The sequence below is a fragment of the Spirosoma sp. KCTC 42546 genome (genome assembly GCF_006965485.1).
Lineage (GTDB): Bacteria > Bacteroidota > Bacteroidia > Cytophagales > Spirosomataceae > Spirosoma.
This window is the reverse complement of the sequence record NZ_CP041360.1, coordinates 5,855,612-5,869,616: the sequence shown is the minus strand read 5'-3', so window position 1 is coordinate 5,869,616 and position 14,005 is coordinate 5,855,612. Positions and strand designations below refer to the sequence as shown.

The 14,005-nt window shown below is 49.1% G+C and carries 11 protein-coding genes; 3 read left to right on the top strand and 8 right to left on the bottom strand.

The window, feature by feature from the left end; all coding sequences use genetic code 11:
• The first annotated feature begins 105 nt into the window (after positions 1 to 105).
• Positions 106 to 1,407: a hypothetical protein gene (locus EXU85_RS35675; RefSeq protein ID WP_142774558.1), complete on the top strand. Its 1,302-nt coding sequence runs from the start codon at positions 106 to 108 to the stop codon at positions 1,405 to 1,407.
• Between the two features lie 2 nt (positions 1,408 to 1,409).
• On the top strand, positions 1,410 to 2,510 hold the full coding sequence (locus tag EXU85_RS24235) for an ABC transporter ATP-binding protein (protein WP_142774557.1): 1,101 nt from the start codon (positions 1,410 to 1,412) through the stop codon (positions 2,508 to 2,510).
• Between the two features lie 110 nt (positions 2,511 to 2,620).
• Here EXU85_RS24235 and EXU85_RS24230 read toward each other — a convergent pair whose 3' ends face one another.
• The 8 genes from EXU85_RS24230 to EXU85_RS24195 form a co-directional block, all read right to left on the bottom strand.
• Entirely contained in the window at positions 2,621 to 3,382 is a 762-nt protein-coding gene (locus EXU85_RS24230) for an MBL fold metallo-hydrolase (RefSeq protein ID WP_142774556.1), read from the bottom strand.
• Between the two features lie 92 nt (positions 3,383 to 3,474).
• On the bottom strand, positions 3,475 to 3,855 hold the full coding sequence (locus tag EXU85_RS24225; RefSeq protein WP_046575488.1) for a response regulator: 381 nt from the start codon (positions 3,853 to 3,855) through the stop codon (positions 3,475 to 3,477).
• A 189-nt stretch (positions 3,856 to 4,044) separates the two neighbouring features.
• Positions 4,045 to 4,560, bottom strand: a complete 516-nt coding sequence (locus tag EXU85_RS24220; protein ID WP_142774555.1) for a GNAT family N-acetyltransferase — start codon at positions 4,558 to 4,560, stop codon at positions 4,045 to 4,047.
• Between the two features lie 81 nt (positions 4,561 to 4,641).
• Entirely contained in the window at positions 4,642 to 6,213 is a 1,572-nt protein-coding gene (locus EXU85_RS24215) for a serine hydrolase (RefSeq protein WP_142774554.1), read from the bottom strand.
• 156 nt (positions 6,214 to 6,369) lie between these two features.
• Positions 6,370 to 8,193: an alpha-amylase family glycosyl hydrolase gene (locus EXU85_RS24210; protein ID WP_142774553.1), complete on the bottom strand. Its 1,824-nt coding sequence runs from the start codon at positions 8,191 to 8,193 to the stop codon at positions 6,370 to 6,372.
• A gap of 190 nt (positions 8,194 to 8,383) precedes the next feature.
• Complete coding sequence (locus tag EXU85_RS24205; RefSeq protein WP_142774552.1) at positions 8,384 to 9,418, bottom strand: SO2930 family diheme c-type cytochrome; 1,035 nt, start codon at positions 9,416 to 9,418, stop codon at positions 8,384 to 8,386.
• Between the two features lie 5 nt (positions 9,419 to 9,423).
• Positions 9,424 to 10,632, bottom strand: coding sequence for a parallel beta-helix domain-containing protein (locus tag EXU85_RS24200; protein WP_142774551.1), 1,209 nt, complete (start codon positions 10,630 to 10,632; stop codon positions 9,424 to 9,426).
• Positions 10,633 to 10,695: 63 nt separating this feature from the next.
• Complete coding sequence (locus EXU85_RS24195; RefSeq protein WP_142774550.1) at positions 10,696 to 11,610, bottom strand: hypothetical protein; 915 nt, start codon at positions 11,608 to 11,610, stop codon at positions 10,696 to 10,698.
• A gap of 408 nt (positions 11,611 to 12,018) precedes the next feature.
• Here EXU85_RS24195 and EXU85_RS24190 point away from each other — a divergent pair, with 408 nt between their 5' ends.
• Entirely contained in the window at positions 12,019 to 13,938 is a 1,920-nt protein-coding gene (locus tag EXU85_RS24190) for a M14 family metallopeptidase (RefSeq protein ID WP_142774549.1), read from the top strand.
• The last annotated feature ends 67 nt before the right edge of the window (positions 13,939 to 14,005 follow it).

Sequence of the window (14,005 nt, the reverse complement as noted above, 5' to 3'; positions counted from 1 at the left end):
TAATGAATAATGAATAATGTTATTTAGTTGATAGTTAGGTCATTATGCATTATAAATTATTCATTGTGCATTAACCATTATCCATTAACCAACTACTCTATCGCTATGAAAACCCATTATCGTTTCCTCTGGCTTTTCCTGTTTCAGCTTCCGCTGTTATCGGTTTCCTGTAACAAGAACCAGCCGGTTCAACCCACGCCAGTGAGTGCCCGACTGGTTAATACCATTCACCTCGATCAGTTGTACCAGGCTGTCAAACTGAATGGTGCTGATGTGGGGTTGATTAATATCTATAGCGAGTATCCTGATTATAAGTGGGTTGCCGACGACGACGAAGGAGCGGCCTGCGTCGATGATATAGCCCGAACGGTTCTGTTTCTGGTAAACGAACCCGATTTGACGACCAATACTGCCAAGCAGGATAAGCTGCGTAAGCTGACGGAATTCGTGTTACAGATGCAGTCGGATAACGGCTACTTCTATAATTTCATCTTTGGCAACCTGTCGATCAACAAGTCGGGGAGTACCAGCATCAACCAGCCTAACTGGTGGTCGTGGCGGGCGCTCTGGAGCCTGACCGAAGCGTATACGTATTACAAAACGGCCGATCCTGCGCTAGCCACGCGCCTGCAAACGGCCAGTCAGCGGCTCGTAACGAATATGGTTCGGGATTTTGGTAGTAAAGCCCAGGCCTACAATTTTGTGAAGGGGCTGAAAATTCCAACCTGGTTGCCCTACGGTTCCGGCTCCGATCAGGCAGCTATCATGATGCTCGGGCTGCTCAACTACCAGCAACAAACTCCCGATAGTCAGGTTCTTAAGCTGATTGGTACGCTGGGCGATGGGATTGTTCAGATGCAGTTCGGCGGACCTGATCAGGTGCCGTATGGGGCGATTTTAAGTTTCGACAATGGCTGGCATGCCTATGGGAGTGATCAGTCCTATGCACTTTTACGGGTGGGTAAAGCCCTGAACCGCGCCGACTGGATTGCCGTTGCCAAACGGGAAATTGATAACTTTTATCCGTATTTGCTCAAAGAGGGTTTTCTGGAATCGTTTGATGTGAGTCAGCAGGGCACAGTGCTTACCTTCGGTAAAAAATCGCGTTTTTCGCAGATTGCCTATGGCGTGCGGCCAATGGTGTGGGCGGCACTCGAACTGTATGACCAGACAAAAGATGCCCAATACGTTACGCTGGCGGGGCAACTGGCGGGCTGGTTTTTAGGCAATAACCCCGCGAAAGCAACTATGTATGATAAAACAACTGGTCTGGGCTTCGATGGGATTACGTCGGATACTCAGATCAATAAAAACTCGGGTGCTGAGTCCACCATTGAAGCGTTGCTGGCTTTTCAGCGACTGGAGAATTACCCCGATGCCGTAACCCAGGCAAACAAATACCCTTAATTATGGCAGAAGTTAAACTGGTGCATATTGCCAAAGCCTACGAGAAAGGCCCACGCGTTATTCGGGACGTCAACATAACCGTCAACGACCGGGAATTTCTGGTGCTCGTTGGGCCGTCGGGTTGTGGCAAATCGACGTTGCTGCGCATGATTGCAGGTCTGGAAGAAATCACCGAGGGCGAGCTGCTGATCGACGGGAAACGCGTTAATGACGTACCCCCCAAAGACCGCGACATTGCCATGGTGTTTCAGAACTATGCCCTCTATCCGCACATGACTGTGTTTGATAATATGGCTTTTGGGTTAAAGCTGGCGGGTTTACCGAAAGAGGATATCAAACAGCGGGTCAATCGGGCGGCTACTATGCTCGAAATAGAAGCATTACTGGATCGAAAGCCTAAGGATATGTCGGGGGGACAACGGCAGCGGGTGGCCATTGGGCGGGCCATTGTGCGCAACCCCAAGGTGTTTTTATTTGACGAGCCCCTGAGTAACCTGGACGCGAAACTGCGGGTGCAAACGCGGATCGAATTGCAGAAACTTCACCGGGAACTGAACGCGACGATTATTTACGTCACTCACGATCAGGTGGAAGCCATGACCCTCGGCGACCGGATCGTGGTGCTGCGCGATGGTGATGTGGTGCAACAGGATACGCCGATTAACTTATACAACCATCCCGCAACGCAGTTCGTGGCCGGATTTATTGGCACACCACCTATGAATTTCGTGCCGGGTCGTCTTGTGGATGATACCTCATTACGCTTTATTAGTGCGGGTAATCAAGTACTGATTGATCTGTCAACATTGCCCTGGGCCAGCCGATTACGGCTGTATGCGGGTAAGCCCATTACGCTTGGTATCCGGGCCGAACACCTCAGTGAGCAGCCACCGGTAGCGCAGGCCGTTCATGTACAACCCGTAACGATTGAGGCTATTGAGAACATGGGCAACGAAACGCTGGTCTACTGCCCGATTGATGAGGGACGGCTAATTGCCCGTTTATCGGCGGGCTATGTTGCCCCGTTCGGACAACCTGTCAATCTGTTCTGGAATCTTGATCAATGCCACTTTTTTGATGCCGAAACGGGTCTGGCGATTTAGCCTGTAGGTTAGAACCCACGGCTACAACATGAGCTATCCCTACGGGATTTGGTTTGCCGTAGCTGCCCTTACTGCTGTAGTTGATAAAAGAAAACTATTAGTTGTAACTCCTACAACCGAATTTGCAAACCATCATAGCCAAGGCGAATGCCAGCCGGAAGCTCTTTCTCGACCTCGTTATGCAGACCAAGTTTGTGGCTGATGTGCACGAAATAGGTGCGGTCGGCATTGACGCGTTGCGCCAGGGCAATGGCTTGATCGAGCGTGAAGTGCGAAATATGGGCCTGACGCTGAAGTGCATCGACTACTAGTACTTTAGAGCCTTTTACTTTTTCCAACTCCTCGTCAGCAATGTAATTAAGATCGGTGAGGTAGCTGAAATCGCCGATTCGGTAGCCAAATACGGGAAGTTTGTGGTGCATGACCTCGATTGGGATAATCGGGATGCCCAAAACCTCAAAGGGCTCGTTACGGATTTCGTTCAACAGAACGTGGGGCGTGCCGGGATACTTATGCTCGGCAAAAATGTAGGCAAATTCGCGCTGTAACTGCGCCAGTACAGTTGGGCGACCATACACAGGCATATCCTGCCCGGACCGGAAATTATAGGCTCTCACCTCATCTAAGCCCGCCGTGTGATCTTTATGTTCATGGGTGAACAGAACGGCATCGAGTTGCAGCAAATTCAGTCGAAGTACCTGTTGGCGAAAGTCAGGACCCGTATCGATCACAAAACTGCGCCCATTCACCGAAATATGGGCTGAGGTACGAAGCCGCTTATCCCGAAAATCGACTGACCGGCAAACATCACACTGGCAGCCAATGAGTGGCACGCCCGACGATGTTCCTGTACCCAGCAATGTGATAATCATAAGGAGGAAAGGGAGGATGGAGAAAAGGGAGGAGAGGGATTTGGTAGTATAAACCCTTTACTCCCTTTCCTCCATCCTCCTTTCCTCCCTTTTTATTTGTCTGTAAGCTGATTAACGACTTCTACCAGACGGTCGAAGTTGAGGGGTTTTACAAGAACATCGTTGAAACCGGCGGTCTTAAATTCTTCCTCGGTGTAGTTTTTAGCATTACCCGTGATGGCAACAATGGGTACGCTGGCTTTTTCTTTTTCAGGTAACGCCCGAACCCGCCGAACGCATTCCATACCATCCATCAACGGCATATTGATGTCTAACAGGAGAATACTGAAGTCTTCTTTCTCCAGAATCTGCAACACTTGTTCTCCGTTTTTAACGGCGGTGATGTCATAATTCTGAAACTCAAGTATTTTGCGGGCCAGATTCTGGATAACGGAGCTATCTTCGGCAATCAGGACGCGTTTGGAAGCTGACATAAGGCTTGTGGTATCGTTGTTTCGGTTTAATGTGGTGAAATTATAGAGTTAAATCGGCAAACGCAAAGGTACTTTTGTCCCAAAAGGCTTTCGCGTCTCTTTTTTTTCTTTGTTGTGTATCTAATCGAGAAAAGAGGCACCCCGGTAATTGGCGCGCAAATCGGATCTGGTAGGGCTAGTTTCTCCTGATTATGTCAACACTTTTTCCATGACCATGAATTCCAGGGGCTGTTTGAGTATCCCTAAATTCGGGTTGTTGGGAAAAGGTATCCGTTCGTCTGTTGACTGATAGCCACGTCGTTCATACCAGGCAATCAGTTCATGACGAACCGTAATAACCGTCATCGTAATGGCCCGACAATGCTGGACTATAGCGGTTTGCTCGGCAGCGGCCATCAATTGTTTACCAATGCCACCCGTCTGCGCTTCGGGCGAAACGGTGAGCATCCCCAGGTATAAATCAGGACCTTTCTTTTCCAGATAGACGCACCCAAGGAGTTGGCCAGCCTCTTCATATTTTATGATAGTGGCATCCGGCGTCTGGAGCATCGTACGCAAGCCTTCTTCATTTGTTCGGATACCATCGATTAAATTAGCTTCGGTTGTCCAGCCTTTTTTTGAGCTTTCGCCCCGATAGGCACTATTCACGAGCTTATCTAATGCTGGAATATCCTGCTCAGTGGCCGGGGAAATTTGTTCGTTCATTGTCACAGGGTTTGAGGTTTGGAGTTCGAAGTCTGACGTTTTTGCTACGTAAACTTCGAACTCCAAACCGTAAACTTCGAACTATTTAGGCACTTCTCTAAAATCCAGTTGCTGAATCAGCGCCGGATTCTCCGGGGTTAACGTGAAAAATACGTCGATGTTAGCTTTCTCGCCTTCCAGCAGGAAGTGGCCGCGCAACTGATTTTCGGGAATGAGGTCGCCGACTCGCTCAATTTTACCCACTTTAGCGTATAAATCCTGCACTACTTTCCGACGTATGGCCACGGACTTGTCCGGGAAGAAGTTTTCGGCAAAAATGCCGCTTCTTTCCGCATTTGACCAGTCGGGGAGGAGTTTTAGTAGTTCAGCTTTGCGTTGGGCGAGGATGGGCGATACGGGTAGCTGGCGTGGGGGCAATTTTCCAATACCCACCAGTGTATCGAGTACAACTGCATTTACGGTGCCCATCCCGGCATAGGTCAGGTTGGCGTAGGAAATGATGCCAACGCCATAATCGGTCAGGATGCGCCACTGACTGCCGAAGCCCGGAAGTCCGCCCGTATGCCCTATGCCTACCTGCCCTTTGCAGTTCTGGCCCCATCGTAGTCCGTAGCCGTAGCCCGTTACTTCAGGGCATAGCTGGCCCGCCGAATTTTTTGCCTGCGCATTCAGCCCTGATAATGTCCAGGGTTTCTGCATCTCCCGCAGCGAACTCCGTTTGATGGGTGATGCGGCATTCTGACCAGTATCAGGGGCATTACTTGGTGGCCAGGCACTTTGGTGGAGAGCAACATATTTACTGAAATCATCGATAGAGGTAATGAGGCCACCCATTGCCCCGTAGGAACCATCGTGCAGGAGTGGTTCTTCGAGCCACTTGTCGTCCTGCCAGCGGTAACCCAGGGCTAGTTTCTCGGCGGGCACTTTGGTGTATTCCCACTGCGTATCGTTCATGCCCAGTGGCTTCAGGATCGTTTCGGTGATATACTGCTGATACGGCTTTTTCGATACAACCGTAATGATGTGGCCCAGCATGGCGAAACCAAGATTACTGTATTCGTAGGTAACGTTCGGTACGTTTGAATTCGAGATGCCGTCTTTGATCAGCTTGAGCAAATCGGCATCTGAATCATCCAGTTGCCGGTCGCCCCAGGGATTGTCTTCGGGAAAACCGGCCGAGTGGGTCATCAGGTTACGAACCGTAATTTTGGGCGCGTCGGCCGTCAGGTATTTGTGCAATTTTAGTTCCGGGATATAGTTTTCGGCCGGATCATCGAGTTGTAGTTTGCCTTCATCGCGGAGTTTCAGGATCGCCATCGATGTCAGGCTCTTGGTCATCGATGCAATTCGAAACAATGATTTGGCCGTTGCGGGTATTTTCTTGGCGACATCCGTGTAGCCAACTCCTCCCGAATACACGAGTTTGCCATCCAGCACAATGCCGAACGCGATGCCCGGCAGATGACGTTTCTCGGCCGCGTCCTTATATATTTTTTCGACAACAGGGAAGGCCGCTTCCAGCCGTTTTAGCCGGTCGGCGTCAGTGAAGACGGGGGGCTGGTAGGTTGTTACATGGGCCATTGTACGCGTTGCACCCGTCTGGGCAAAAGCGGAAGAAGCCATCAGGAAGAGAGCCGGGAGAAGCTGTTTCATAGAGAGGTTGTGTTCAAGTCGGCTAACTTACCAAATAATCGCATCTGGATTTATAGTGCTTGTCGGCTCGGCAAGACAAACTTGATTTTTTCGACAGGATTTACGGGATGAACAGGATTTCAATCGCGTAAATCCTGTTCATCCTGTCGAAAATAACTACACAATTTCTAGCACCAACACTCCCAGCGGAGGCAGGTCAATAGGCACACTGTTTGGGGCTTGAAGGTTCGTTTTGGTTCGAAAAATATCCCGAAACGAATGGATGTCAGCACTTTTTAGTTTCATCTTCTGCCAGGCATCATCTGGAATATTGACCAGGGTAGAAGCTGACTTCGTTTTGTCGAAGTTGCAGATAATCAGTAGCTTTTGTTTGCCGGAATACCGCAGGTAACTGTACAGCCGCTTCTGGTCATAGTCGGCATTTTGACGATTGCTGGCCTGTAAATCGTAGAAACTACCCGTTCGGATGGCGTCGCTGGTGTTGACCAACTGGTTGAGTTGCTGGTAAAATTGCCGTAGTTTTTTCTGATTAGCGGTTAATTTTCCGCCATCGAATTTCCTGCCATTCGTCCAGGCCTGATATTCTGGAATTCCCCAATAATCGAAAATAGTGGTGCGCCCGTCATCGCCCTGAAAACCTTCGGCTTTTGTCGGATTTACACCCAGTTCCTGCCCAAAATAAAGCATGACCGGACCCGTGTGCAGCGTTGCCGAAAGGGTCATGGCCGGAACAGCCGTCCATGGATCGCCTGCGAAAAAGCTAGACGCAATGCGCTGTTCGTCGTGGTTTTCCAGGAAGCGGACCATATGTTCCGAAATATCCCCGGATTCGGTTTGCCAGACTTTTGTAATATCCTCCACCGTTCCTTTGCCCTCCATCAGTCGCCGTAAAGAATCATAAAGGCCGACCTTGTCGTAGAGGTAGTCGAATTTGCCGGTCTGAATGTAGTTTTTGTATTCGCTCGGATTATAGATTTCGGCAATAAACACCAGACTGGACCTGAACGCTTTTACCTGCGGGATGGCCCAGCCCCAGAATTCAACAGGAACCATTTCGGCCATATCGCAACGGAATCCATCAACGCCTTTTTGGGCCCAGAACAGCAGAATATCCCGCATCTTGAACCAGGTCGACGGGATAGGGTTGAAATGGGTCTGGCGGTTATTCTGGTAGTCGACGCCGTAGTTTAGCTTGATGGTTTCGTACCAATCATCGAGGTTGGGTTTGGCCTTGAAAACATCGTTTCCTGTTGCTTTGGCAGGCAGTTCGATATACGGGCCGGATGACAGGCCTTCTGGTACATGGACACCGTCGGGTACATGAAACAATTCCTTGGGCAGGTAATAAAAATTGTTTTTTGGATCAAACGCTTTCGTCTTGTCGTCGGTTTGTCCCATGTCCTCAACTCCTGATGGCTTCGCATCTGAATGGTATTGACGAGCCAGGTGATTCGGGACAAAATCAATAATTACCTTCAACCCATTTGCATGCGATCGCTTGATCAGAGCCTCAAATTCCTGCATTCGATTTCTAACATCCACCGCCAGATCAGGATCGACATCGTAATAGTCCTTGATGGCGTAAGGCGATCCCGCGCGGCCCTTGACAATCTGGGGGTTATCTTTCGGAATACCACTTGACGAATAATCGGTGATGAGCGCGTGTTCGATAACGCCCGTATACCAAACGTGCGAAATACCGAACGTCTTCAGTTCCTGCAACGCCTTGTCTGTAATATCGTTAAACTTCCCAACGCCATTTTCATTGCGGGTGCCCCAGGGCTTGTTGGTTGTTTTCTGATTCCCAAACAGGCGGGTAAAAATCTGGTAAATAACGAGTTTGTCGGTCCGTGAAACGGCAGGATTCAGGAGGTTATCGGCGGCTTCTGCGAAGGTGTTACTCAGTACAGCAGTTGAAATTATCCCGGCTGTAAATCCCCGACGGGAGAGGGTAGACGAATTGGACGCGTTTTGTGTCATAGAGTTGAGATAAAGATTTTGACAGGATTTACAGGATGAACAGGATTTTTATTAGTGGTGTCAGATGCTTACATCTGGCACGGGAGGTTTCTCAAAACCGAACCAATTACAATAGGTTTTGAGAAACCTCGTATGTCGGTTACTACTAACCGACAGCACGGTCAACTCCATAAATCCTGTCAAAACTAATCTACTTCATTGCTTTTATCCAGTCCCGAATCAATTCTACACTTTCGGCATGAACCGTTTTTCGGCCCAGTTCGGGCATCATGGCGCCGGGGTCGGTTGAGTTGAGTCGATACATCAGGATGGATTCATAGGGTTTGCCCGGTACAATATCGAATGGGTGTCCACCCGATCCGCGACCAGCGGCAACGGGCGTTTTTAAGATACCCAGGGCTGTTGGGTCTGTTTCTGAAATGCTCAGGTTCAGGCCCGATGTCATGGCTGGGCCTTTGGGGTTGTGGCAATGGGCACAATTGATGTCGAGCCAGGCGCGCGCCCGGTCGTTGAGCGAACCGGTTTCGGGCTTGTTCCAAACGGGTGTTTTGGGGCAGTTGGCTAAGGCGGGCAAGCCTGTGAGCATACCGGCCTGTTTCCAATGTGCCAGCTGATTTTCGTTCGTTGCTCCGTAAGCCAGTTCACCATTGAGTTGCCGCACCGATGGGCCAATGGGCGTCATCACCTCGTTCCGATTGTGGCATCCTTTGCACTGGTTCAGATTCGGAATGGTGTAGTTATGCTGGCGAGTCGCACCTTTCGCATCGACATAACTGATGCTTTTGGTATCACCCGCCACCTCCAGCAGGGCGTCGGTTTGTTCGTCATTCCACACATAATCGAATGCTTTCCAGCCTTCGGACTGGCGAATAAGTAGGCGCGTTTCCATCAATCGACGCCCTTTGGTAGGGTCGCGGAAATCGTTCGGGTAGTAGAATGTTTTGATCAGTGTGGTACCGACGGGGAAGTTGAGAACAGCCGTATCGTTATACGCAACCGCCTGACCAGCAGGTAGCTTTACAAACCGTAACTTCTCGGCATAATCCGAAAATAAAGGCGTGTTAAGGGCATAGGGCACAACGCCAGCTGCCGGTTGTTGACTGGCTGGGTTTCCCTTGAAGAAGTTGTATTCCGATAGCTTTTCAGGTATGGCAACTGTTCGCCAACTGACTAAGGTCAGCCAGGAAATGCCCAGAAACAGAGACCAAAACAGGTAAGTACGCATCGTTCTTAGCGGGCGCTCGTCATTGTTTTCAGTGGCTCCAACTGGCAATCGAAGGGAGTCGCGCTAAACGAAACGTTTTGGAATTGCCGTCCGGCATCGAGGTTGACAACGCTCTGGTTTTTGTTGTTTCGAATACAGATACGCTTGTCAGCCAGCGGCTTTCCGTCTTTATCGAAGGTAGCAGGATCAGCGATACCATCGTATATGATGTTTGGTACGGCCTGACCTGATTTGAGAATCTTATCGAAAATCTGGTTGTAACGACCGCGCGAACTGGCTGGGCCTGGATTTCGCTCGTAGACATTATCATGGATGGAAACCGCCGTTGAAAAGGGATAATAGGCTTTATCGGTAATGGGGCGCTCGGTAAGCAGGTAGCTGATGATGCCCGTTCCCAGGGTTTGGTTTCGGATAAAGCGGTTATTGAAGACTTCCACGCCATTGGCCGCCAGAATCATCAGACCCGTTCCGTCCGATACGCCTGCCACGATGTTGCCAGCGGGAGCAAAATTGGGCAGGTTATTATCGTGCACGTAGTTGTTGAACACCCGTACATTTCCGCCCTGTTTCTGCACCAGATCGGGCAAGTCGAATATCAATATGCCACCGGTATTGTCGTAGGCTTCATTGTCAAACACATCGGCGTTGCGCGAATTCTCAATCTCGATACCTGCTACGTTATGGTAGGCTTTGCTGTTCTTCACAACAATCCCGCGCGACTGCCCAACGTAGATGCCCGCGTCGGAAGCACCGATGGCCGTGCAGCCATCGATCACGACGTTGTCGCATTGGACTGGATAAAGGCCGTAGCCGCCGTTTTCAGCTTTGGGTGGGCCTGTCCATTCAACCTTCACGTTTCGGAACGTAATGCCTTTCACGTTCATGGTTTTAATGCCATCGCCTTTTGAGTCCTGAACGGTCAGGTTCTCGATGACAATCTCTTCCGCATTGGAAACGCGCAGACCCTCGGCTCCGTCGGTCTGGCCTTTGAAACTCAGGATGGTTTTGTCGATGCCTTTCCCTCGGATGACAATGCGTTTTTTGTCTTCAAGCGAGAGCGTACCCGTGAACGTAAATGTCCCGTCATCTAGGTCGACGGTGCTCCCGTTATCGGCCATGATCAATTTGGTCTGGTAGCGTTTCTGAACATCGGCCTGGGCGTAGACCAGTTGGGTACATAGGCAGGTGGTAATGAATAGAAGATAGGGTTTCATCAGTTTGGGGAGCTAGGGTAGGGGTAAGGTTTGTATGCAAAGATAAAGTTATGAAACTGAGATTTATTGTCTACTTTTTCCCTTCAGCCAATACACCTGATTCTTATCTTCTTTGCCAAAAGGACGACCATTAATGATAGGAATGTCAATGAGGCCAAGTTTTGGATCAAGGTCAAAATTGGCTCGTATTGTAAAACCATTAACCTGCTGAGGCCAGGGCAACGTACTGTGCTCCAACGACCATAAACTATACTCCTTTTGATCTTTATCGTAGGTGTCTTTATGGCTGGACGACCGAAGGGTTAACGTTGGTAATACGCCCATAGGATAATAGTCATTCGAGGATGGTTGTAAAGATTTTATTTTTATGCGATAGATTTCGCTGCTACTATAACTCAACTGGAGGGTACCGAGCGTCGTTGTATCCTTACCTTCTTCAGGCTGAAAAGCCATATAAAACCTGAAATTCTTGTTCGGGACGGAGGCTGTTATAATTTCATCATAGCCTTCAACGAGCAGTTTGGCGTGATAATCATAAAATTTTAGCTGATTAAAACTCCCGCAGCAGCCATATTTTATGGTTTGATAGTGATGCCAGTCGAAGGTTAGTTCGTCGCATTCATGCTTTGCGGTCAGGATTGTATTCGATGGGTTTTCCAATGGACTCAGGAAAAATTGAATCGTTCGATTTTGACCTTCCATGCCCGTGCCTGCATCAGTTATTGTATGGAATTTAACCAGATAATGCTGGGAATCTTTATCGGATAAATCGGCATTGACAACCTTATAGGTGGTTTCAGCCATTCTAAAATACTGCCCATGGATTGTATCTTTCTTTGTAAAGCGGAACGATGATATGCCTGAGTCGGCGTAGGTAATTGGCTGATTGTTAGAGTTTTTAGTTGTACGTTGCTCTGGCTTTTGGGAGCAGTACCAGAAAAGGAACGGAAGGAAGGCAATCAGTAAACGGAGTTTCATAAAGGATAGGGACTGAGTAAATGGTTAAGGTAAATGCAAGTACGGAATTATGTTTGAAATCGCTTCTGTAACTAGCTGATTTGGTGATGCTGTGGTCGTGTTGTCGGGTTCTTCAACCCGACATAGTGAGGTTTCTTAAAACCTAGTGTTATCCTTTGGCAAGGTTTTGAGAAACCTCGCTTGTCAGGTTGAAGAACCTGACAACACACGAAAGAACCTGACACCACGATAATACACTCCTGAAAAATGACAACAAAATCCTGCCAAATCCACACAAAAATTGGTGTTTATGGTATTTTTGGATAGATTCTTCGTTACTCTTCGCTGTATGCAAAATCATTGATAAATTGCCCGCCTGTAATCATCCTTTGGGGTAAAGCTCACCTGTCTCTTTCTAACCAATAATCTATGAAATACATCAGTACGTTATTGATCTGTCTTGTCTGTTCATCAACCATCTTCGCCCAAAAATCTTACTACGGCACCGAAGAAAAATGGCCGGAGCAGGACACCGCCCGTAAAGTATACACCGTAAAAGGGGAACGGCACGGCATTAGTTACTTCAAAAAACATAAGTTCAAAGATGTTCAGTATCAGCCGGGACCAACGCTTGCGTTCGACACCTACCATACGCCCGATGTGATGTATAGCTGGTGCCGGAAATGGGCCGAACAATACCCGAATCTGGTTGAGTTGTACGAAGTAGCCAAGAGCTACGAAGGTCGGCCGATTCTGCAAATGACGCTTACGAATAAGAAAACGGGCAAGCATACCGATAAGCCCGCTGCCTATTTTGAAGGCGGTCGGCACAGTGGTGAGGTGACCAGTAGCGAAGCCGTTCTCTGGCTGACCAAGCACCTGCTGGACAATTACGGGAAAGACCCCGCCATCACGAAACTGCTGGATACCAAGGCGATTTACCTACGTCCGGAAAACAACCCGGATGGTGCGACGATGTATCTGTATACAGCTCAGCGGAACCGGAGTTCCATGCGTCCCTACGATAACGACCGCGACGGTTTGTTCGACGAAGATTCTGAAGATGACCTCGATGGCGATGGCGTCATTTATCAGCTTCGGAAAAAGGCCGTTACCAAAGAAGAGCTGGAAAAAGCCGATTACGTCATTGATCCCAAAGACAAAGCGGGTCGGTTGATGAAGCGGGTTCAGGCCGGAAAGGGTACGTACCTTGTTTACTCGGAAGGTATTGATAATGACGGCGATGGGAAATATAATGAAGATGGAATTGGCGGTTTGGATAACCACCGCAACTATCCCGAAAACTGGCGTCCTGATACGGATGGTGATTTTACAGGCCGGGGTTATACACAGGGTGGAGCCAGCCAATATCCATTGAGCGAACCCGAAACCCGAGCTACCTACCTTTGGCTCATGGGTCATCCGAACATTACGGTCGTGAACTCGATGGATACGAGCGTACCGATGCATTTACGTCCGCCCTCCACATCGAGCAGTGTTGAAAGCATGTTCCCGCCCGATCTGGCCATCTACAAACACATGGATAGTCTGGGGCTTTCGTTTACGGGCTACCCCTGGGCGGGCGATGTGTATGAGACCTATAACACGCGCAACAAGTTCAATCGCTTAACGGGTGACCCCACCAAACCAACGCCCTTATTTGGTCACGGCCCTGATTTTGGCTATTTCCAGTATGGTGCGGTGTGGTATGGCGATGAGCTTTGGAACAACGGAGCCATGAAGGATTATGATAAAGATGGCGATTATGACGACTACGATGCCCTGATGTGGGATGATGAAGCCAACGGCAAACGCGGGTTTAAGGTCTGGACAAAAATGACCCACCCGCAGTTGGGCGAAGTGGAAATTGGGGGCTTCAATCCTAAGTTTTTCTCACAGAATGGTCCGGCCTGGCAGTTGGACAACTGGATTTCGAAACAGTCGAAGTTTAACCTGGCGATGGCCAAAGAACTTCCGCAAATTGAACTGACCGATGTGACCGTGAAAGCGCTGGCTAACAACGAGTATGAAGTTAAAGCGACCTGGACAAATTCGGGCCAGTTGCCGGTTGCGTTAGAGCAGGCGAAACGCGTGAAGATGGTGCAGGAAGATCGGGTAACGCTCGACTTCGATAAGGCGTTATTGAAAGGTGATGCTGATGCTAAAGTCGTGATCACCCAGCCGACGCTGTTCGACAAGACGATCTATGCGGGTTACACGAACGTTGGTGAAAAAAAAGAAGCTATATTCCATGTCAAACTCAACCAGCCGGGTTCCGTGAAAGCGAAACTCAAACTGCTTTCCACCCGTGGGGGCTATAAAGAGAAAGAGATTACGATCGGGAAATAAGTTTTAAACACAGAGTCACAGAGAACACAGAGATTATGATTTATTTTAACTCTGTGCCCTCTGTGGC

Coding starts and splice junctions, on each gene's coding strand:
- EXU85_RS35675 (WP_142774558.1), top strand. CDS start 106: ATGAAAACCCATTATCGTTTCCTCTGGCTTTTCCTGTTTCAGCTTCCG.
- EXU85_RS24190 (WP_142774549.1), top strand. CDS start 12,019: ATGAAATACATCAGTACGTTATTGATCTGTCTTGTCTGTTCATCAACC.
- EXU85_RS24225 (WP_046575488.1), bottom strand. CDS start 3,855: ATGTCAGCTTCCAAACGCGTCCTGATTGCCGAAGATAGCTCCGTTATC.
- EXU85_RS24235 (WP_142774557.1), top strand. CDS start 1,410: ATGGCAGAAGTTAAACTGGTGCATATTGCCAAAGCCTACGAGAAAGGC.
- EXU85_RS24215 (WP_142774554.1), bottom strand. CDS start 6,213: ATGAAACAGCTTCTCCCGGCTCTCTTCCTGATGGCTTCTTCCGCTTTT.
- EXU85_RS24200 (WP_142774551.1), bottom strand. CDS start 10,632: ATGAAACCCTATCTTCTATTCATTACCACCTGCCTATGTACCCAACTG.
- EXU85_RS24205 (WP_142774552.1), bottom strand. CDS start 9,418: ATGCGTACTTACCTGTTTTGGTCTCTGTTTCTGGGCATTTCCTGGCTG.
- EXU85_RS24195 (WP_142774550.1), bottom strand. CDS start 11,610: ATGAAACTCCGTTTACTGATTGCCTTCCTTCCGTTCCTTTTCTGGTAC.
- EXU85_RS24230 (WP_142774556.1), bottom strand. CDS start 3,382: ATGATTATCACATTGCTGGGTACAGGAACATCGTCGGGCGTGCCACTC.
- EXU85_RS24220 (WP_142774555.1), bottom strand. CDS start 4,560: ATGAACGAACAAATTTCCCCGGCCACTGAGCAGGATATTCCAGCATTA.
- EXU85_RS24210 (WP_142774553.1), bottom strand. CDS start 8,193: ATGACACAAAACGCGTCCAATTCGTCTACCCTCTCCCGTCGGGGATTT.